The 19,976-nt window shown below is 59.8% G+C and carries 19 protein-coding genes, 2 tRNA genes and 1 pseudogene; 5 read left to right on the forward strand and 17 right to left on the reverse strand.

The window, feature by feature from the left end:
* Nucleotides 1-190: 190 nt before the first annotated feature.
* The 9 genes and pseudogenes from K0F75_RS26210 to K0F75_RS09670 form a co-directional block, all read right to left on the reverse strand.
* Nucleotides 191-622: pseudogene (locus K0F75_RS26210) on the reverse strand (molybdopterin cofactor-binding domain-containing protein); the annotation flags it as partial.
* 62 nt (nucleotides 623-684) lie between these two features.
* Complete coding sequence (locus K0F75_RS09635) at nucleotides 685-1,155, reverse strand: (2Fe-2S)-binding protein (protein WP_219061639.1); 471 nt, start codon at nucleotides 1,153-1,155, stop codon at nucleotides 685-687.
* Nucleotides 1,156-1,424: 269 nt separating this feature from the next.
* On the reverse strand, nucleotides 1,425-2,450 hold the full coding sequence (gene murB, locus K0F75_RS09640; RefSeq protein ID WP_219061640.1) for a UDP-N-acetylmuramate dehydrogenase: 1,026 nt from the start codon (nucleotides 2,448-2,450) through the stop codon (nucleotides 1,425-1,427).
* Nucleotides 2,450-3,214 (reverse strand): 3-deoxy-manno-octulosonate cytidylyltransferase, encoded by a 765-nt coding sequence (gene kdsB, locus K0F75_RS09645; protein WP_219061641.1) that lies wholly within the window; start codon nucleotides 3,212-3,214, stop codon nucleotides 2,450-2,452. The genes murB and kdsB overlap by 1 nt, the downstream gene beginning before the upstream one ends.
* Nucleotides 3,211-3,396 (reverse strand): Trm112 family protein, encoded by a 186-nt coding sequence (locus tag K0F75_RS09650; protein ID WP_058437370.1) that lies wholly within the window; start codon nucleotides 3,394-3,396, stop codon nucleotides 3,211-3,213. The genes kdsB and K0F75_RS09650 overlap by 4 nt, the downstream gene beginning before the upstream one ends.
* A 26-nt stretch (nucleotides 3,397-3,422) precedes the next feature.
* Nucleotides 3,423-4,445, reverse strand: a complete 1,023-nt coding sequence (gene lpxK, locus K0F75_RS09655) for a tetraacyldisaccharide 4'-kinase (protein ID WP_219061642.1) — start codon at nucleotides 4,443-4,445, stop codon at nucleotides 3,423-3,425.
* Nucleotides 4,445-4,876 carry a biopolymer transporter ExbD gene (locus tag K0F75_RS09660; protein WP_219061643.1) on the reverse strand — a complete coding sequence of 144 codons (432 nt, stop codon included), beginning with the start codon at nucleotides 4,874-4,876 and terminating at the stop codon, nucleotides 4,445-4,447. Before K0F75_RS09660 ends, lpxK begins: the two co-directional genes overlap by 1 nt.
* Nucleotides 4,873-5,508 (reverse strand): MotA/TolQ/ExbB proton channel family protein, encoded by a 636-nt coding sequence (locus K0F75_RS09665; protein WP_219061696.1) that lies wholly within the window; start codon nucleotides 5,506-5,508, stop codon nucleotides 4,873-4,875. Before K0F75_RS09665 ends, K0F75_RS09660 begins: the two co-directional genes overlap by 4 nt.
* 83 nt (nucleotides 5,509-5,591) lie before the next feature.
* On the reverse strand, nucleotides 5,592-7,808 hold the full coding sequence (locus K0F75_RS09670) for a DNA internalization-related competence protein ComEC/Rec2 (protein WP_219061644.1): 2,217 nt from the start codon (nucleotides 7,806-7,808) through the stop codon (nucleotides 5,592-5,594).
* 138 nt (nucleotides 7,809-7,946) lie between these two features.
* Between K0F75_RS09670 and K0F75_RS09675 the strand changes: the two genes are divergently transcribed.
* The gene (locus tag K0F75_RS09675) at nucleotides 7,947-8,462 is read left to right on the forward strand and encodes a DUF2062 domain-containing protein (protein WP_219061645.1); all 516 of its coding nucleotides are present in this window, start codon (nucleotides 7,947-7,949) and stop codon (nucleotides 8,460-8,462) included.
* An 82-nt stretch (nucleotides 8,463-8,544) separates the two neighbouring features.
* Here the strand turns inward: K0F75_RS09675 and K0F75_RS09680 are convergent, their stop codons facing one another.
* The 3 genes from K0F75_RS09680 to K0F75_RS09690 all read right to left on the reverse strand — a co-directional run bounded on the left by K0F75_RS09680 (nucleotide 8,545) and on the right by K0F75_RS09690 (nucleotide 11,022).
* Nucleotides 8,545-9,336 carry an ABC transporter permease gene (locus tag K0F75_RS09680; protein WP_219061646.1) on the reverse strand — a complete coding sequence of 264 codons (792 nt, stop codon included), beginning with the start codon at nucleotides 9,334-9,336 and terminating at the stop codon, nucleotides 8,545-8,547.
* Nucleotides 9,333-10,265, reverse strand: a complete 933-nt coding sequence (locus K0F75_RS09685) for an ABC transporter ATP-binding protein (protein WP_219061647.1) — start codon at nucleotides 10,263-10,265, stop codon at nucleotides 9,333-9,335. Before K0F75_RS09685 ends, K0F75_RS09680 begins: the two co-directional genes overlap by 4 nt.
* 133 nt (nucleotides 10,266-10,398) lie before the next feature.
* Nucleotides 10,399-11,022 (reverse strand): glutathione S-transferase family protein, encoded by a 624-nt coding sequence (locus K0F75_RS09690; RefSeq protein WP_219061648.1) that lies wholly within the window; start codon nucleotides 11,020-11,022, stop codon nucleotides 10,399-10,401.
* 259 nt (nucleotides 11,023-11,281) lie between these two features.
* Between K0F75_RS09690 and K0F75_RS09695 the strand changes: the two genes are divergently transcribed.
* The gene (locus K0F75_RS09695; RefSeq protein ID WP_219061649.1) at nucleotides 11,282-13,729 is read left to right on the forward strand and encodes an acyl-CoA dehydrogenase; all 2,448 of its coding nucleotides are present in this window, start codon (nucleotides 11,282-11,284) and stop codon (nucleotides 13,727-13,729) included.
* Nucleotides 13,730-13,803: 74 nt separating this feature from the next.
* A complete protein-coding gene (locus K0F75_RS09700; RefSeq protein ID WP_219061650.1) occupies nucleotides 13,804-14,214 on the forward strand; it encodes a PA2817 family protein in 411 nt (136 codons plus the stop codon).
* Between the two features lie 130 nt (nucleotides 14,215-14,344).
* Here K0F75_RS09700 and K0F75_RS09705 read toward each other — a convergent pair.
* Both K0F75_RS09705 and K0F75_RS09710 read right to left on the reverse strand, forming a co-directional pair.
* Nucleotides 14,345-14,420 (reverse strand) — tRNA-Gly (locus tag K0F75_RS09705).
* A 3-nt stretch (nucleotides 14,421-14,423) separates the two neighbouring features.
* Nucleotides 14,424-14,499 (reverse strand) — tRNA-Glu (locus K0F75_RS09710).
* Nucleotides 14,500-14,764: 265 nt separating this feature from the next.
* On the opposite strand from K0F75_RS09710, the gene K0F75_RS09715 reads away from it, so the two are divergent.
* The gene (locus K0F75_RS09715; RefSeq protein ID WP_219061651.1) at nucleotides 14,765-15,535 is read left to right on the forward strand and encodes a hypothetical protein; all 771 of its coding nucleotides are present in this window, start codon (nucleotides 14,765-14,767) and stop codon (nucleotides 15,533-15,535) included.
* 82 nt (nucleotides 15,536-15,617) lie between these two features.
* On the opposite strand, the gene K0F75_RS09720 is transcribed toward K0F75_RS09715, so the two are convergent.
* Together K0F75_RS09720 and K0F75_RS09725 are read right to left on the reverse strand one after the other, a co-directional pair.
* The gene (locus K0F75_RS09720; protein ID WP_219061652.1) at nucleotides 15,618-16,103 is read right to left on the reverse strand and encodes a GAF domain-containing protein; all 486 of its coding nucleotides are present in this window, start codon (nucleotides 16,101-16,103) and stop codon (nucleotides 15,618-15,620) included.
* Entirely contained in the window at nucleotides 16,100-16,990 is an 891-nt protein-coding gene (locus K0F75_RS09725; protein WP_219061653.1) for an ATP-binding protein, read from the reverse strand. Before K0F75_RS09725 ends, K0F75_RS09720 begins: the two co-directional genes overlap by 4 nt.
* A gap of 86 nt (nucleotides 16,991-17,076) precedes the next feature.
* Between K0F75_RS09725 and K0F75_RS09730 the strand changes: the two genes are divergently transcribed.
* Nucleotides 17,077-19,407, forward strand: a complete 2,331-nt coding sequence (locus K0F75_RS09730) for a response regulator (RefSeq protein ID WP_219061654.1) — start codon at nucleotides 17,077-17,079, stop codon at nucleotides 19,405-19,407.
* 18 nt (nucleotides 19,408-19,425) lie between these two features.
* Here K0F75_RS09730 and K0F75_RS09735 read toward each other — a convergent pair whose 3' ends face one another.
* Nucleotides 19,426-19,908, reverse strand: coding sequence for a glutathione peroxidase (locus K0F75_RS09735; protein WP_219061655.1), 483 nt, complete (start codon nucleotides 19,906-19,908; stop codon nucleotides 19,426-19,428).
* Nucleotides 19,909-19,976 lie beyond the last annotated feature (68 nt).

Consider the following 19,976-nt stretch of genomic DNA (forward strand, 5'->3'; position numbering starts at 1 on the left):
CGTCAGCGCCATAAATCGCCCGGCCATTGACGATGTCATCACCATCGAGGGCGCGCGTTGCTTCCTTGCCGATGTAACGGAACTCGGAAGGCTGCTTGAGGCGCAGGCTGTCACGGGCAGGCACGGCCAACGCACCGGCAGCCGTGGCCAGCTCGCCATAACCCAACTCACGGCCCGTGGGCTTGTGGATAACTTTATGCAGCTGCGCGTGGCATTCGGCCAACGGCACTTTCCACTGATTGGCAGCGGCTTGTTCGAGCATGGTCCGTGCAGCAGCACCGCAGCGGCGCATCGGCTCATACCAGTGGCGCATGCTGCGCGAACCGTCGGTGTCCTGGTTGCCGAAGCGTACCTCGTCACCGGGTGCCTGCTTGACCTTGACCCGCGCCCAATCGGCTTCCAGTTCGTCCGCGACCACCATGCTCAGGCTGCTGCGAATGCCCTGGCCCATTTCGGAACGGTTGCACGTCACAGTTACGGTGCCGTCTGCATCGATGCTGACGTAGACCTTGGGGTCGTCGACCGAACCGTGCGGCATGCCGTCGGCGCCGAACTTCTTCTCATCGGCAAAGGCATCCTGCCAACCCCAACTGGCAGCCAGTACCAGCGCGCTGGTTGCGCCGACACCTTTAAGGAAGCCGCGACGGCTCAAATTATTCAGGGCGAAATCGTTCAGGGACTGGCTCATGCCTTGGCCTCCTTCAGGTGAGTCGCGGCCTGATGGATCGCGGTTTTGATCCGGTTATAGGTACCGCAACGGCAGATATTGCCAGCCATATAGTCTTCAATCTGAGCATCGCTGGGTGCCGGATTGCTCTTGAGCAAGGCGGTCGCGGACATGATTTGCCCACCCTGACAGAAACCGCACTGGGCCACGCCGTTGTCGAGCCAGGCTTGCTGCACCACTTGACCGACCGGATCGCTGTGCAGGTTATCGATGGTAGTGACCGGTTGACCGACCACGCTGCCGATCGGGGTGACACATGAGCGCGCGGGCTCACCGTTGATGTGGATGGTGCAGGCACCACACACGCCCATGCCACAGCCGAATTTGGTCCCGGTGTAACCCGCGATGTCCCGGATAGCCCACAGCAGCGGCATATCGTCAGTCGCATCCAATTGGTGATCTTTGCCATTGAGATTCAGGGTAATCATGGAGCACGCCGCCTATTTATCAGGGGTTCGAGACGAGCGATCTTTCTCTGGATTCAGCTCTTTGGCTGAGGCAGATCGGCTCAGGCTAATACAGGACCGTGTCGCACGGTCCTCGGTTCGGATGCATCAACAAGTCGCTCGCTTTACACGTATCGATAGCAAGCTAACTAAAAGCGTTTAAGCGAACGAGTCCGCCTCAGGGATTCTGATGGTTCTAATGAAACAGGAACAAAGTGAGGGTAGAGAATAGCCCTAAACGCAGCCGAACCTTAGTAAAGGTTCGGCTCCATTTCCAATTGCACGTTATAGCGCTGGGCGATGTCGTTTTGAATACGTTGCGCCAGGTTCAGCAGTTGCAACCCGGTGGCGTTACCATAATTGACCAACACCAGTGACTGCAGGCGATGTACCCCCGCCCCGTTGCCCGCGTCGCGATACCCTTTCCACCCCGCGTGTTCAATCAGCCAGCCCGCAGCCAGCTTCACTTGACCATCGGCCTGTGGATAAGCAATCAGACCCGGGTAGTGGCGCTTCAGTTCAGCAGCCAGTGCCGCAGGTACCAACGGATTCTTGAAAAAACTGCCGGCATTGCCCAATACGGCCGGGTCCGGCAGTTTTTCGCTGCGGATCGCGCAGATCGCCAGACTGACATCCTTGGGCGTCGGTTGACCGATGCCCTGTTCATCCAGACGCTGACGCACCGGGCCGTATTCCAGATGCAGGTGCGCCGCGCGACTCAGCACAAAGCGCACGCGCAGAATCACCCAGCGCCCTGTTTCGCGCTTGAACACGCTGTCGCGGTAAGCAAAGGCGCAGTCACCGAGGGAAAACTCAAGCAACTGGCCTGTCTGGCGGTCCAGCGCCGTCAGGCTGTGGAATACATCCTTGATCTCGACACCATAGGCACCGATGTTCTGCATCGGCGCAGCGCCCACGGTGCCGGGAATCAGGCTGAGGTTTTCCAGGCCGGACAGGCCCTGCTCAAGGCTCCACAACACAAAGGGATGCCAAAGCTCACCCGCCTCGGCTTCGACGATGACCTGCTCGCCATCGTCGGCAAGTAGACGAACGCCGCGACTGGCCATACGCAGCACCAGTGCCTGAATATCGGCCGTCAGCAACAGATTGCTGCCACCGCCAATGACCAGCAATGGCAATCCGTGTTCAGCCGAAAACGCCAATGCCTGACGCACCTCATCGTCGCTGCGGGCCTCGGCGAACGCTTTGGCCTGCACGCCAACGCCAAAGGTGTTGAAAGGCTTGAGGGAAACGGCGGACTGCACCTGCAAAGTCATCAAACCTCCAGCAAGCGGCGCACGCGCTCAAGGTCTTCAGCGGTGTCGACACCGGCCGGCGGCGCTTCCACCGCATCGGCGACGTGAATCCGTACGCCATGCCATAGGGCACGCAGTTGCTCCAGGCTCTCGGTGTCTTCCAGCCAGCACGGGCCCCAACTGACGAAGTCGTGAAGGAAACCCGCACGGTAGGCGTAGATCCCGATATGTCGACGATAGGGCACGCCGGCCGGCAACTGATCGCGATTCTTGGCCAGGGCATCACGCGCCCAAGGCAAGGGTGCGCGGCTGAACGTCAGGGCCAGGCCATTGAGATCAGCCACGACCTTGACCACGTTCGGATTAAACAGGCTGGCGACATCATCGATCGGTTCGGCCAGGGTCGACATCCGCGCTTCCGGATGCGCAGCGAGGTTGTCCGCCACTTGATCGATCACCGCAGGCGGGATCATCGGCTCATCGCCCTGCACGTTGACCACAATAGCGTCGGGTGCCAGGCCCAGTTGAGCGGCGACTTCGGCCAGTCGGTCGGTGCCGGAGTTGTGATCGTCACGGGTCAGCAGCACTTCGGCGCCAAAACCACGGCAAGCCTCGACGATGCGCGCATCATCAGTGGCCACTACCACGCGCTCAGCGCTGCTTTTACACGCCTGTTCCCAGACATGCTGGATCATCGGCTTGCCAGCGATCATTTTCAGGGGTTTGCCGGGGAAACGGCTGGAGCCGAAACGTGCCGGAATGACAACAGTGAACACTGCAGTCATTTATCCAGACGCTCTTCGGTGGACAGGGTGCGCGCTTCGCTTTCCAGCATCACCGGAATGCCATCACGAATCGGATAGGCCAGGCCAGCGCCTTTGCTGATCAGCTCGGTTTTGTCGGCGCTGAGCTTGAGCGGCCCTTTGCAGATAGGGCAAGCGAGGATGTCGAGCAATTTGGTGTCCATAAGAAATCCTGTGGTGCTGCTGTTATTTATGGAGAAAGCGGAGACAGTGACGAAAAGGGCAACAGGCGTAACAACTGCGAATCGAACCAACAGACGAAGGCGGCCGAAGGCTCCGCATCCACAGCCAGATACCACCAATCATCAGCGGCGAAGGTCCGGCACTTCACGGCGTCCTTCTCGGTCATGATCAGTGGCAACGACGGTGTGAACGTCAACGCCTGCGCGCTATAAACTGCATGGTCGGCGAACGCGTGGGGAACAGGCTGCCAGTGTAGCCCTTCGAGGGTGTTGAAGAAACGTTGTGGATTGCCAATACCGGCCACCGCATGCAGCGCTTGTCCGGCCGGAAAGTGATCCAGCGACAGACGCTCGCCGCTGCGCAGGTTGACTAGGGCGGTGGGCTTGAGAGCAAAGGCGAAGCCGTCTTCGCGGTCGCTGGCGGCGCCGTTATAAAGCACCGCATCGACGCTGCTCAGGCGCTCCATCGGTTCGCGCAGGGGCCCAGCGGGCAGGCAGCGGCGATTACCCAGGCCGCGAACGGCATCGATCAATACCAGTTCCAGATCCCGGGCCAGACGATAATGTTGCAGGCCGTCGTCGCTCAGGATCAGGTCCAGCGGCTCGGCATCGAGCAAGGCACGCACGGCGCGACTGCGGTCCGGGTCAATCATCAGGGCTACACCGCTGCGCTGCACGATCAACAGCGGTTCGTCACCGGCCTCGCTGGCACTCTGCCCGACACGGACCCGCCACGGGAAACTCGGCGGTGTGGCGCCATACCCCCGGCTGACCACCCCGACCCGCAGACCCTGGCGGCGACAGTGCTCGATCAACCACAGGATCATCGGCGTCTTGCCGGTACCGCCCACCGTGACGTTACCCACCACCAGCACCGGGACCGACGCCTTATAGATGTCGCCTTCACCAGCCAGGAAGCGCGCCCGTTTGTTCTGCACCACTCGCCGGTACACCCATTCCAGCGGGCGTAACAGGCCAAGCGCAGGATGGCCGGTGTACCAGGCATTGAGTAAGCGGTCGGTCAGCGCCATCAGTTAGCCGTTGGCGCCTCGACGGTGGTCATGCGCAGGTGGCTGAAACCCAGCTTGCCCGCCGCATCCATCGCTGTGATAACTGCCTGGTGAGGGGTTTTGCCGTCGGCGCTGATCGAGAGCGGCAGTGTCGTGTCACCTGCCGACTCCTTCTGCAGCGCGTCGATCAGCGTTGGTAGATCATTCTTGGGCAGCAACCGATTGTTCAGCGAATAGACGCCATCGGCACTGATCGCGATGTCCAGGTGTTTGAGTTCCGAATCGGTTTCCGGGCTGCCGGTGACCGCTTGCGGCAATTCGACGCGTAACTGGGTCTCACGGGTAAACGTGGTGGTGACAACGAAGAACAGCAGCAGGATAAACACCACGTCGATCAACGACACGAGGTTGATGTCGATGATCTCCCGCGGTTTACGGCGGCGGAATTTCACGCTTTACCCTCGGTCAGATCGACGTCACGGTCGCCCTGCACCACTTCGACCAGCTTGATCGCTTCCTGCTCCATGCCCACCACCAGTTCATCGACCCGACTTTGCAGGAACCGGTGGAAGAAGATAGCAGGAATACCGACCATCAGGCCGGAAGCGGTACAGATCAGGGCTTTGGAAATACCGCCGGCCAATATCGCCGCATTGGTGGTCATGCCCGAGTTCACGAACGAACCGAAGATATCGATCATGCCCAGCACCGTCCCCAGCAAGCCGAGCAACGGCGCCATGGCAGCAATGGTGCCCAGGGCACTCAGGTAACGCTCGAGTTCATGAATGACCCGCGCCGCAGCCTCTTCGATGCACTCTTTCATGATCTCGCGACCATGCCTGGAGTTTGCCAGACCGGCCGCCAGAATCTCGCCCAGCGGCGAATCAGCGCGCAGTTCCCTGAGCTTGTCGCTGGTGAGCTGCTTGTCTTTGATCCAGCGCCACACCTGACCGAGCAAATGCGGCGGGGTGATGCGGCTGGCACGCAACGTCCAGAGCCGCTCGATGACGATCGCGACAGCAGCGATGGAACTCAGAATGATTGGCAGCATCATCCAACCGCCTGATTTGACCAGTTCCCACACAGTGACGACCCCTTGAAAAAAGTGGCGCCACTCTACCATAGGGCCGCCCGCTCGCCGAACCCCGCGATGAATAACCGCCCTGATCAATCGCGCCAGAAGCGCCGTCGGGCCCGCTCCCCCTGCGCTTCACCGAACACCCCCAGTTGCAGACGAATCGCGCCCAGTTCGGCGCTGTCATAAGGCTGCACAGCCAGGGCCGCGTAGCGCGCCATCACCTGCGGGTGCGGGTGCCCGAAAGCATTGTTGCGCCCACGGGAGATCAATACCCCTTCGGGGGCCACCGCCTTGAGAAACGCCGTGGATGAGGAGCTACGACTCCCATGATGCGGTGCCTGCAACCAGTGGGCACGCACATCGAACCCGCTGTCGAGTACCGCACGTTCGGCCCCGGCTTCAATATCGCCAGTCAACAACAGGCGCTCACCATTGGCCTCGACCCGCAGTACGCAGGAAGCCTCGTTACTCTCTGTCGCGTGTTCCCAGCGCCAGGTCGAGAAATGCACGCCATCCCACTGCCATTGCTCACCGTTCCGACAGGGCTGAGCCTGCAAGAGCGGCGGCAAACTGGCCGCCTCGCCCGCCAATACGCGGGCAACGGGCAAGCTTTTATAGACGGCCTGCGCCCCACCCGCATGGTCGGCATGCGCATGACTGATCAACATCAAGTCGAGCTTGCGTACGCCGGTCTTGCGTATCGACGGCAGTACAACGCGCTGGCCAATATCGAAATCACCGAAGCGCGGGCCAGCGTCATACAGCAGCGTGTGCTGGCGCGTCCGCAACACAATCGCCAGGCCCTGCCCCACATCCAGTTGCATCACCTCGACCTGGCCATGGGGCACGTTCTTCACTGGCGGGAACACGCACAGCAGCAACAGCGGCCAGCCCAACAGACGCAACGGCACGCCCTTGGGCAGCAGCAACAAGACGCCGCCAAGCACGCTCAGCCACCACGCCCACCACGGCACGGCGCTGCCGATCCAGGCAGGTACCCATCCAGAAACCCACGCCAACCCCTGGAACAGCCACCCCAGCAGACCACCGGCCAGCCACAGCAAACCCTCGCCAATACCGGGCACCGGCAATAACACGGTGCCGAGCAGCGCCAGCGGCAGCACGACGACGCTGATCCACGGCACCGCGAGCAAATTGGCCAATGGCCCGCTGAGACTGACCGGCAGGTTCAATGCGAGCAGGACCGGGAGCAACCCGATGGCGATCAACCATTGCGCACGGGTCCAGCTTTGCAGCCAGCTCCAGGCGCCCAGTCGGCCACTGAACACCAGGATCAGAATCGCGACAGCGGTAAAGGACAACCAAAAACCCGGTTGCAAGCTGACCAGCGGTTCGACGACCAACACCGCGTTGAGGGACAACAACAAGGGCCACCACACACCCAGGTGGCGAAAGCGCAGACGCCAGAGCAGGACCATGCCGATCATCGTGCAGGCCCGACGCACCGGCACTTCAAAACCAGCCAAAAAGCCGTAACCGAGCGCGGCGGCAAACGCCAGACCGCACGCACAGGGCAGCCACGGCAAACGGCGCGGCCATAGCCCCCAACGCGCCAGCCCGGCGACCAGCGCGTAAATCGACCCGGCCAGTAACCCGATATGCTGGCCCGAGATCACCAGCAAGTGCACGGTGCCGGTGTCCTGCAGCACTTGCCAATCAGCCGGCGTCAGCCCTGAATCGTCACCCAGCACCAGCGCCGCCAACCCGCCTTGCCGCCCTTGTGCATCGACTGCCAGCAACCGCTGACGCACCGCATCGCGCCAGGCTGAACGTGCGGGCGCGAGCAATTGCCCATCCACCACGGTGCCAGTCGCGCCAATGCGCTGCGCCAACAACCAGGCTTCGTAATCGAATGAGTCAGGATTGACCAGGCCCGCCGGACGTTTGAGCTTGACCGCCAGCCGCCAGTGCTCGCCACTGCGCACATTGGCGCCGCCGTACCACGCCAGACGCATACGCTCAGGCAACCGGGCACGACGTGATTGCGCACCGTCGAGCTGAAAGCGCACCACACCGTCGCTCGACTGTGGCAAGCCGACCACCTTGCCTTGCACCCATAGCGTCTGGCCGTCGAGCCGGGGCAGAAGGCGATCGTCCAGTGCCCATTGCGCCGACACACACGCCCAACTGAAGCCGAACAGAAAAAATGCCAGTGGATAACTGCGAAACGGCAACAACATCAGCGCCACGACAGGCATCAACAGCAACAGCCAAAACGGCGGCAATGCCGGCATGAAGCGAATAGCCAAAAGACCCAGCGCGAGCGCCACCATCCCTGTGCGCATAAGTCTGTCCTTGAGAAGTCCCTCCCTTTGGATTAGCGCACCCCGCCAGACCCCGCTTTTATTAATTGTCACAAAGTCTGAATTTGATGCGGGCAGAATCTAGGCATACTGACCCACACACCCGGGACGAGACCCCCTATGCCGCGTCGTCTATTCAAACGCTACATGCCTGACCCGACCCGCATCAGGGAACACAAATCCTTACGCTTTCTCGGTCGTCTTCTGCATGACCCTAACCTCTGGCACCTCAATCGCCACTCTGTCTCGCGTGCGATGGGCATCGGGCTGTTCGCGGCATTCATGCCCATTCCCTTGCAGATGTTGTTGGCGGCCATGCTGGCCATCGCGGTGCGCGGCAATATGCCGATTGGCGTCAGCCTGGTCTGGCTGACCAATCCAGTCACGATGCCTCCGGTGTTTTATTGCTCGTACCAGATCGGTGCCTGGCTGATGCAATTGCCACCGCGCCACCTGCCGCCTGAACTGTCCTGGGAGTGGATCAGCGGGCAGCTATCAACCTTGTGGCAGCCCTTCTTGCTGGGCTCGGTGGTGGCAGGCATCGTGTTTGGCACACTGGCATACGGCCTGACCCAGCTGTATTGGCGCTGGTGGGTCGGCAGGCAGTGGCGTTTGCGGAGAGAGAGGAGGAAGTGAGGGTGTTACGGCTGACGCAATCCGTGGGAGCGAATAAATTCGCGCCCACGGGGATTGAGTACACAGCCTGTAAAGCAAAAGACTACTGACGCATCCCGCGCCCACTGATCAGCAGACGTGCACAGCCCAGGTACAAGACAACGGTCGCCACCACCATGAACGTGAGGGCGATGCTGATGCGGATGTCCGACACGCCCAGGATGCCGTAACGGAAGGCGTTGACCATGTGCAACACCGGGTTGGCCATGGACACGGTCTGCCAGAACGGCGGCAGCAGGTTGATCGAGTAGAACACCCCGCCCAGGTAGGTCAATGGCGTCAGGACGAAGGTCGGGATAATCGAAATATCGTCGAAGTTGCGCGCAAAGACAGCGTTGATAAAGCCCAGCAGCGAGAAGATCGTCGCGGTCAGCACGACCACCACTATCGTGATCCCCAAATGATGGACCTGCAGGTCAGTGAAGAACATCGACAACAGGGTCACGATCAGGCCCACCATCAAACCGCGCAGTACGCCCCCCAGGGTGTAGCCGATCAGAATGGTGTGCTGCGAGACGGGCGAGACCATCAACTCTTCAATCGAACGCTGAAACTTGGCACCGAAGAAGCTCGACACAACGTTGCCGTAGGAGTTGGTGATCACCGACATCATGATCAGGCCCGGCACGATGTACTGCATGTAGGTGAAGCCACCCATGTCGCCAATCTGCCGGCCGATCAGGTTGCCGAAGATCACGAAGTACAACACCATGGTGATCGCTGGCGGCAGCAACGTTTGCGGCCAGATCCGGGTGAAACGACGGATCTCGCGATAGACGATGGTTTGCAGGGCAATCAGGTTGGGACGCAGCTCGGAGCCAGGATTGGAACTCATACCGCCACCTTCGCCAGGTTTTTTTCCACCAGAGACACGAACAGCTCCTCAAGGCGATTGGTTTTATTGCGCAGGCTCAGGACTTCGACTTTCTGCGCGGCCAACTGACCGAACAGCGCGGTAATGCCAACAGTCTTGTCCACTTGCACTTCCAGGGTATGGCTGTCGACCAGCTTCGCCGGGTAACCGATCAAGGTCGGCGCCACCTGATACGAATCCCTCAGATCAAGCAAAAACGTCTCGACGTGCAGCGTGTTCAACAGCTGCTTCATGCCCATGTTCTGGACGATGACGCCGTGATCGATGATCCCGATATTACGGCACAGGTGCTCAGCCTCTTCCAGGTAGTGCGTGGTGAGGATGATGGTGATGCCTTTCTCGTTCAGCTCGGTGAGGAACGTCCACATTGAGCGACGCAGCTCAATGTCCACGCCTGCCGTCGGCTCATCAAGAATCAACAGCCGCGGCTCGTGAATCAACGCCCGAGCGATCATCAGACGGCGCTTCATCCCGCCGGACAACGCGCGCGATGGCACGTCACGCTTGTCCCACAAACCCAGTTGAGTCAGGTATTGCTCGGCCCGCTCTTTGGCGATTTTGGGCGGGATACCGTAGTACCCGGCTTGGGTCACCACGATGTCGAACGTCTTTTCGAACTGGTTGAAATTGAATTCCTGCGGCACCACGCCGATGCACCGTTTGAGCGCTGCGGGCTCGCGATCCAGGTCATGACCAAAGATATTCACTGTACCGCTGGTTTTGTTGACCAAGGTCGAAATGATGCCGATGGTGGTGGATTTGCCGGCGCCGTTAGGGCCGAGCAATGCGAAGAAATCACCTTCAGCGACATCCAGATCGATACCACTCAGGGCCTGGAAACCGTTGCCGTAGGTTTTGGTTAGCTGCCGGATGGACAGAGCGGAACTCATATCTGAAATACGCACCAAGAAGGGGGAAGGAAGAATAAATAAGGTCGAGCACAATCAATAACAACTGCGGCCAACCGGACAATGGTGCTTGGCAACGCCGCGCAAGTACAGCGACATGTGTTGATAGTCAGTATTAACTCAACGCGGTCATCACTGCTTTCTGATAGGCCGGCCGTGCTTTCAAGCGCTCATACCACGCTTGAAGATGGTGCATCGCCGGGCGTTCAATCGGCATCTCGAACCAGGCGTATATAAAGCTGCCCAAGGGAATGTCGCCCATCCCCAGCGCCTCTCCGGACAAGTACGGCTGTTTGGCCAATGCGTCGTCGACCACGATCAACAACGTCTGACACGTTTTGATCGCACCGTTGATCTGCACCCAGTCCTGCTGATCGGCCGGGGTACGCAACACGCCCCAGAACACGGTTTTGAAGGGTTCGGCAAACGTTGAGGTGGTCCAGTCCATCCACTTGTCCGCCGACGCCCGCGCGGTCAGGCTGTCAGGGTACATGGCCGAGCCCGGCGCATAACGAGCGGCGAGGTAGCGCACGATGGCGTTGGACTCCCAGAGCACGAAGCCGTCATCCTCAATGACCGGGATCCGGCCATTAGGGTTCATCGCCCGGTATTCGGGTTGATCGACAATGCCAAATGCGCCACCGGCATCAATGGTTTCATACGGCACCGCAACCTCTTCTGCGCACCACAGCGCCTTGCGCACGTTGGAAGAGTTTTTCCGCCCCCAGATTTTCAGCATGCCTTTCCCCTGTCAAACCTGTGATGAGCCAATCGTGCATCAGTTTAATCCGAGCACGCCCCTCTAAATCCAGCTATCTATTATGGAGATTGATCGCCCGCATCGCGGGGTCCGAGCTGAAACCGCGCTCATGCCCGGCGAACTCCGCCACGGCTGGGTGGTCACTATCGATGCGCTCGCTGTTGTCGCCATCTTCACCTGATGCCGACTAAGCTCTTGATGGCGGATTTTTTGCCGCTGTCGTCACGGAGGATTACCTATGCTGTTGTTGTGGATACTGGTTCTGGTCGTCGGGGTTGCTTATCTGGCCCACCGACGCGTCACACCCCTGCCCGCCTTGGGTGTGGTCGCTGTCTTTTTGCTGGCCATGGGCGCCTTCAGCCACGCACCGGGCTGGCTGTTGGTGGTGTTCTGGGCGTTGTGGCTGGCAGTCGTAGTGCCTTTGGCTCTGCCAGACCTGCGCCGCAAGTACCTCTCTGCGCGGTTGTTCTCATGGTTCAAGAAAACCTTGCCGCCCATGTCGCAGACCGAGCGCGATGCCATCGACGCGGGCACCGTCTGGTGGGACGGTGAGCTGTTCAGCGGTCGCCCCGACTGGAACACGCTGCTGGCCTACCCAAAAGTCCAGCTCACAGAAGAAGAACAGGCGTTCCTCGACGGCCCGACCGAAGAGTTGTGCGCGATGGTCAGCGACTGGGAGATCGGCCAGTCAATGGACTTGCCGCCTGAAGCCTGGGAACACATCAAGCAGCACGGCTTTTTCGCCCTGATCATCCCCAAGGAATATGGCGGCAAAGGCTTCTCGGCCTACGCCCACTCCCAGGTGGCGATGAAACTGGCCACCCGCAGCGGCGACCTGGCGTCCACGGTCATGGTGCCCAACTCCCTCGGCCCTGCCGAACTGCTGCTGCATTACGGCACAGACGAACAACGCAATCACTACTTGCCACGCCTGGCACGCGGCGACGACATTCCATGTTTCGCCCTGACCGGCCCCTTGGCGGGCTCCGATGCCGGCGCCATGCCGGACACCGGGGTAATCTGCAAAGGACAATGGCAGGGTGAAGAAGTCATCGGCCTGCGCCTGAACTGGGAGAAGCGCTACATCACCCTCGGTCCGGTCGCCACCTTGCTGGGCCTGGCGTTCAAGGCATTCGACCCTGAGCACCTGCTCGGCGACAAGGAAGACCTGGGCATCAGCCTGGCGCTGATCCCGACCGAGACCCCTGGTGTGGAAATCGGGCGCCGTCACTTGCCATTGGGCGCCGCGTTCATGAACGGCCCCAACAGCGGCAAGGACGTATTCATCCCCCTAGACCTCCTGATCGGTGGTCAGGACATGCTCGGCAAAGGCTGGATGATGCTGATGAACTGCCTGTCGGTGGGCCGCTCGATCTCCCTGCCGGCGGTCGGTACTGGCGCAGCCAAGTTCACCAGCCTGGTCACCGGGCAATATGCGCAGGTACGTGAACAGTTCAATGTGCCGCTGTCGGCTTTCGAAGGTATTCAAGAAGCCCTGGCGCGGATCGGCGGCAACGCCTGGCTGATGGACAGCGCGCGGATGCTCACCGCCAACGCCGTGGACCTGGGGGAAAAGCCCTCGGTGTTGTCGGCGATCCTTAAATATCACCTCACCGAACGTGGCCGTGAATGCATCAGCCACGCCATGGACGTGCACGGTGGCAAGGGCATCATCATGGGCCCGAACAACTACCTGGGCCGCAGCTGGCAAGGGGCACCCATTTTCATCACCGTGGAAGGCGCCAACATCCTCTCGCGCAACCTGATGATCTTCGGTCAGGGCGCGATTCGCTGCCATCCGTTCGTGCTCAAGGAAATGGCCCTCGCCGGCCGCGAGGATCAGGAACGCGCATTGGAGGAATTCGATGGCCTGTTGCTCAAGCACATCGGTTTCGCGGTCGGCAACGCGGCCAGCACCTTGATTCTCAACCTCGGCCTTGGACGTTTCGAGGCCGTACCGGGAGACAGCCTGAGCCAGGGCTACTTCCGCGCACTGAATCGCCAGGCCGCTGCTTTTGCCCTGCTGGCCGACTTGAGCATGATGCTCCTGGGCGGCGAGCTAAAACGTCGGGAACGGCTGTCTGCCCGCCTCGGCGATGTGTTGAGCCATCTGTACCTGGCCTCCGCCGCGCTCAAGCGTTACCACGACCTCGACTCACCCGAGCACATGCGGCCCCTGTTTCGCTGGGCCATGGAGGAAAGCCTTGGCGAGTCCGAGCGCGCACTGGATGAGCTGTTGAGCAACTTCCCAAGTCGGGTAATGGGTTGCCTGCTGCGTGCGGTGGTGTTCCCGTTCGGGCGCCGGCACACCGGCCCCTCGGATGCACTGGATGCCGAGGTCGCCGAAGTGATCGGTCGCGCCAAAGGTGATCCGACCCTGGAAGAACTGCTTGCTGGCTGCTACCGCCCTCAATCGGCAGATGACCCGGTCGGCGCCTTGCAACACGCCAGTGATTTGCTGAAAGCCAGCCAACCACTGCAACAAAAACTGCACCACGCGCTGAAAAGCGGTCAGCTGAAACCGGCGGCAGGTGAGCACGTTATCGATGCTGCCTTGAACGCAGGCGTGTTGCTACCGGCCGAAGCACAAACGCTACGCGTAGCAGAGGCGGCGCGGCGCACAGTGATTGATGTCGACGATTTCGCTAAAGAGGAACTGACGCTGGCCGAGGGCAAGACTCGCTAGTTGACCAGAGGTAAGACAGCGGGCGCACAGAGCTTTATACTCGTGCGCCCGTTTTTGCTTTAGAGGACTCCATCATGGCCGACGCCACGCTCGACCACCAACTTGCCCTGCTTGCGCACCTGCGCAGCATCCTGGTCGCCCTTGGCGAGGCCGAACAAGTTCCTGAAGAAAGCCATGAGCTGTTCATGGAGCGCTTCGACGAACTGGTCGCGCTATTGCCGCAAGACCCGATCGAAAGCCAATACCTGGGCCAGGAAATGCTCTGCCAGGTCATTCAGCGCTACCCGCAAATTGCCCACCTGGTCCCGCGCGACCTGTTGTGGTTCTTCGCTGGCGACTGCCTGCACTTCATGCCCGATGACGAGATCGACCTGTATCAGGCACTCGAAGAACGCCGCTACGAAGCCGAGCAGAATGAAGAACCGTTCGACTGGAATCAGGAAAAACAACTGATGGCGCTCTCGCTACAAGACAGCAGGCACTGATTGATCGGCCTTCACCTTTGAGCACCCACCCACAAGGAGCTGACGCGTAGTTACACGTCAGCTCCCGGGGCCACACCAAAAAACGCACAAACAAAAACGCCGCTCGATGAGCGGCGTTTTTGTGTGTATATGGAGCGGGAAACGAGACTCGAACTCGCGACCCCGACCTTGGCAAGGTCGTGCTCTACCAACTGAGCTATTCCCGCAAATGGCGTCCCCTAGGGGACTCGAACCCCTGTTACCGCCGTGAAAGGGCGGTGTCCTAGGCCACTAGACGAAGGGGACACACGTACAACTTCACTACCTATCTGCGTTTCGCTGTGTGCTTTACGCTGTAAGTGGCGCGCATTCTATGGATGCCGGGGCAAGTCGTCAACCCCCATCTATAAATATATCTAAATCAACGACTTCCCTACGCTTTGACAGCTGGCCCCGCGCGCATAGGCGCCTGATTTCCCACGCCGTTAGTTTGACGATCGACTGTTACACCTATCGGCAAAAAGGCTTAACCACTACACTCGACGCAAACTACCCGAATGAGGCTTCAACGGTGACACCACTCACAATCACCCTGCTGATAGTCGCTGGCATCGTCATTCTGATTGCCATCGGCTTCCTCAACCACGTATCCGAAAACAACAAGCTGGAAAAGGCTCGCCTTAAGGTCGAGCTGACTGATCGCCTGCGCCGCTGCGGAGAGATCACCGAAACGTTCCCCGGCCAGTTGATGACGCCTGCTCTCAAGCAGCTACTGACGCGCCTGGAACTCAACGTGATCCAGCGCCTGCTCGCGCTGAACAAGGGCAACAGCGCGCTCAAGGCACGTATAGATGAACTCGTGACACTGGTGAATCAGGGCGATGCAATCCCGATCAACAACCCACCCGGCCCAATCCTGACCGAAGCCAAGGCCAAGGACGTGCGCTTTCTATTAGAAGCCTTGCACGGCCAGGTGACCCGCGCCGCACACGACGGCTTCTTGCCAACCATCGAAGCCAAGTACTGGATCAAGGAAATCCGCCACATTCTGGTACTGCTGCACATTGAGTTCTTCAATAACCTCGGACAACAGGCGTTCTCCCAAGAGCAGCCCGGCCAGGCGCGACTGGCATTCGAACGCGGCGTGCAGTACCTGCGCAAACAGCCGGACCCAGTCGTTTATCAGGAACAACTCCGGTACATGGAGAGCATGCTGGCCCACGCCAACTCAATGGTATTGACGAACACCGCGCCTGCCGAAGGCGAAGTCAACGAATTGACCGACGGATTGAAGACTGTCGAAGCAGACGGCGACTGGAAAAAGAAAGTCGTCTACGACTGAGGCTCTGACTGCAAGGCAGACAGGCGCAACGCCTGTCTGCCGATAAACTCATCGATTCTGCAATAGCCACGCCATCAGACAATCAATCGCACGTGGTCAGCCTGAGGAAGATGGCGACCAACTGCTCCAGACCTGCCTGATCCTGCTCGGAGAAGCGCCCAACACTTGGGCTGTCCAGATCCAGCACCCCAATCAATCGCCCGTCCTTGACCAATGGCACGACCAGCTCGCTGTTCGATGCACTGTCACAGGCGATATGCCCGGCGAACGCGTGGACATCTTCGACCCGCTGAGTCTCGCGGGTGGCCGCCGCAGCGCCGCAAACGCCACGACCGAACGGGATTCGCACGCAGGCGATCTGCCCCTGAAAAGGCCCCAGCACCAACTCTTCGTTACGCGCCAAATAGAAGCCAGCCCAGTTCAGGTCATCGAGCTGACTGAACAAAAAGGCTGAAAACTGTGCGGCATTGGCAATGAAGTCACGCTCGTCCGCCAGCAGCGACTCCAACTGCGCGGCGAGCAAGCCGTAGCCATTCAGGCCAGCGCCGGTGTTTTGTAAATCGATCATGCTTGTTGCTCCAACAATTTTAGTCCTACCCAATAACGCGCAAATTGATAAGCACAACGACCGTTGCGATTGCCGCGCCCGGTCGCCCAACGGACCGCCGTAATATCCAGCGCCTCATCGCGCTGCCACTCAAGGCCCGACGCTGATGCCAATTGACCAATCCAGTGCTCGACCACGCTCAGAAAGTGTTCCTGAGTGAAGGGATAGAACGATAGCCACAGGCCAAAACGGTCAGACAAGGCAATCTTGTCTTCCACCGCCTCACTGGGGTGCAGCTCGCCGTCGACCCGCTGCCAGTTTTCGTTATCGCTTTCCTTCTCTGGCACCAGATGGCGACGGTTGGACGTGGCGTACAACAGCACGTTGTCCGGCGCCTGTTCGAGCGAACCGTCCAGCACGCTCTTGAGCACGCGGTAATCGCTCTCGCCCGCCTCGAATGACAGGTCATCGCAAAACAGCACGAAGCGCTGGGGCAATTTCTGCAACTGCTCCACCACGCGTGGCAGGTCGCCCAAGTGATCGCGCTCAATCTCGATCAGACGCAAACCGCACTGATGATTTTCAGCCAACAATGCACGGACCAGCGAAGACTTGCCAGTCCCTCGCGAGCCCCAGAGCAACGCATGGTTGGCGGGCAGACCATCAATGAACTGCCGGGTATTGCGCGCCAGTTGATCGCGCTGTTTATCGACACCGATCAGGTCAGACAAGCGCGTGTCCAGGCTGACGTGGAGTGGCATCAAGTAGCCACTGCGACCCTCCTGCACCCAACGCGCGGCCAAGGAGTGCGTCCAGTCGACGGGATGACGAGGTGCCGGCAATAGCGGCTCCAAACGGGCCAGTACCGCATCAGCGCGCTCGAGAAATGCATTTAACCGAGAGTCCACGGTGTCTCCTTAATTAAACTGAATAAAGGCAAGGCCTGATCGGCTATGATTTCCCGGCGAAGAAACACGAGGAATAGCTTTCCCCCATGGATATATCGTTCACCAACCGTCTGTCGTTCAAGCAAGCACGCCTGACAGTGCTGGTCGGTTTCGCGTTGGGAACCGTGCTTAGCCTGATCCAAATCACCCTCGATTATGCCAGCGAAGACGCCTCCATCGATCGCGAAATTCGCTCCCTGTTGGAAATCAGTCACAACCCCGCCTCGCGAATCGCCTACAACATTGATGCCGAGCTCGCCCAGGAACTGGCAATGGGCTTGCTGCGCTCCCCCGCCATCATGGGTGCGAAGCTCAGCGACAACAATAATGTGGTGCTGGCCGACGTCGAACGCCCACGGGCGGAGAGTCGCTACCGGATGATCAGCGACTTTCTTTTTGGAGAAAGCCGCCAGTTCGAAGATATCCTGCACTTGAACCACATGCCCAACGACTCGATCGGCACCTTGCGCCTGAATGTCGACACCTTTGCGTTTGGCAGCCACTTCCTGCAACGCGCCGAAATCACCCTGATCAACGGGTTTGCCCGCAGCCTGCTGCTGAGCGGAATTTTGCTGGCGATGTTTTATTTCACCCTGACCAAACCACTGGTGGGCGTGATCCGCGCGCTGAGCCGTAGCGACCCGCACAGCCCGGAGCAGACCCGGTTGCCGTGCCCGCCGTGTCATGAGCAAGACGAGATTGGTGTCCTGGTGCAGGTCGCCAATGAGCAGTTTGAAACCATCGCCAGCGAACTCGCCCAACGCCGGACGGCAGAAAACCGCCTCACCGAGCATATGAGCGAACTGGAAAACATCGTTTCAGCACGCACTACCGAACTCAAGGCCAGTAATACCCGGCTCAGCCAATCCAACGAGGAACTGCAGACAGCGCGCAGCACCGCTTTGGACATGGCCCAGGCGCGCTCAGCCTTCCTGGCCAACATGAGCCACGAAATCCGCACCCCGCTCAACGGCCTGCTGGGCATGCTCGCGCTGTCTCTGGACAGCCCCCTCAACGCCGAACAGCGCCAACAGCTGTCCATTGCGCATGACTCGGGCAAGGTTCTGGTGGAGTTGCTCAACGATATTCTCGACCTGTCGAAGTTCGATGCCGGCCAGCTGGAGCTTGAACATATCCCGTTCGATCTGGGCGCTTTAATCGAGGACACCGCCAACCTGCTGTCGCAAAACGCGGCACCCAGCGTCGAGCTGACCTGCCTGATCGATCCGCACTTCCCGGCATTGGTACTCGGCGATCCCACCCGGGTTCGACAAATCGTCAGCAACCTGCTGTCCAACGCATTGAAATTCACCCGCCTTGGCCGCGTCGATGTGCGCCTGTGCACCCACGCTGACGGCGTACGGATCGAAGTCCGGGACACCGGTATCGGTATCGCTCAGGACGCCCAGGCAAAAATCATTCAGCCGTTCATGCAGGCTGCGGCGGGCATCACCCGGCAGTTCGGTGGCACCGGTCTTGGGCTGGCGCTGACCCACAATCTATGCGGTGCCATGCAGGGCTATCTGAGTATTGAGTCCCAAGTCGGCTTCGGCAGCCAGTTCTGCGCCGAGCTACCCCTGCCCAGCTACGCCCCGGCGCCGGTGTTCGCACCGCTCAAAGGGCAAGTGATTGTCGTCAGCCCTGCAAGCAGCGGCCTGGCGGAGTTGCTGAGCAGCCTGCTGCCCAGCTGGGGCATCGAGTACCGGCGCTATGGTATCGGAGACAGCCTTTACGGCCTTGAGCCCGACCTGCTGATCACCGACTGTCCGGAATGCCTGTTCGGCCTGCGTCCCGCGATCAAAGCACCGATCTTGCTGATCACGGCGTATGGCAACTTCATGCCCGGCGACCAGGTCATGGCCCTCGAGCCGCTGCAACAACAGGCCCGCCCGCTGGCACGCAATGCGCTGTACCAAACCTTGCGACGGGCGCTGCACACCGACGAACCCGACCATCGCGAGCTATTGCTCGGGGACCAGGCAACAGCGCGCAGAGCGCGAATCCTGCTGGTCGAAGACAACCCGGTCAATCAACTGGTAGCCAAGGGCATCCTCAGCAAACTTGGCTGCGACGTGGTCGTCAGCGGGCACGGCGCCGATGCGCTCGAACGGCTTGAACATCAAACCTTCGATCTGGTGCTGATGGACTGCAACATGCCTGTTATGGATGGCTATGAGGCCAGTCGGCAAATTCGCCAGTCCGGGCGCTGGCAACAACTGCCGATCATTGCCCTGACGGCCAACGCCATGCCCGAAGAACGCGAACACTGTCGCGCAGCGGGCATGAGCGACTACCTGGCCAAGCCCTTCCGCCGCGAAGAGCTCATCAGCCTGCTGGACAAGTGGCTGCCCGTTGCGCCTGGCGAAGCCCCTTTGTAGGTGTCAGCTTGCCTGCGCTTAAAGCAACGCTTCGATTTCGCTGGAGAGGTCCTCTGGCTTGGTCAGGGGTGCAAAGCGCTTGACCAGCTTGCCGTCCTTGCCAATCAGAAACTTGGTGAAATTCCACTTGATGCGTTTCGAACCCAACAGGCCCGGCGCCTGTTTTTTCAACTGGACGAATAATGGGTGAGCGTCGCTGCCATTGACGTCGACTTTCTTGAATAACGGAAAACTGACCCCGAAATTCAATTCACAAAACTCGGAAATAGCCCCTTCATTCCCTGGCTCCTGATGACCGAACTGATTGCACGGAAAACCCAGCACCACCAGCCCCCGGTCCTTGTAACGCTGCCAAAGCTGTTCCAGGCCTTTGTATTGGGGGGTGAAACCGCATTTGCTCGCGGTGTTGACCACCAATACGGCCTTGCCAGCAAAATCTGCCAACGTCTTTTGCTCGCCCTTGATGGTCGTGCACGGGATGGACAGTAGATTTTCGCTCATGGCAAAGCCCTCAAAGGCTGGAGTGTGGGGGAAACATAGTGCGCAATTAAATTGCGCGCAATTTAATT

Source organism: Pseudomonas sp. UMAB-08, from assembly GCF_900095225.1.
In the GTDB taxonomy this organism is placed as follows: Bacteria; Pseudomonadota; Gammaproteobacteria; order Pseudomonadales; family Pseudomonadaceae; genus Aquipseudomonas.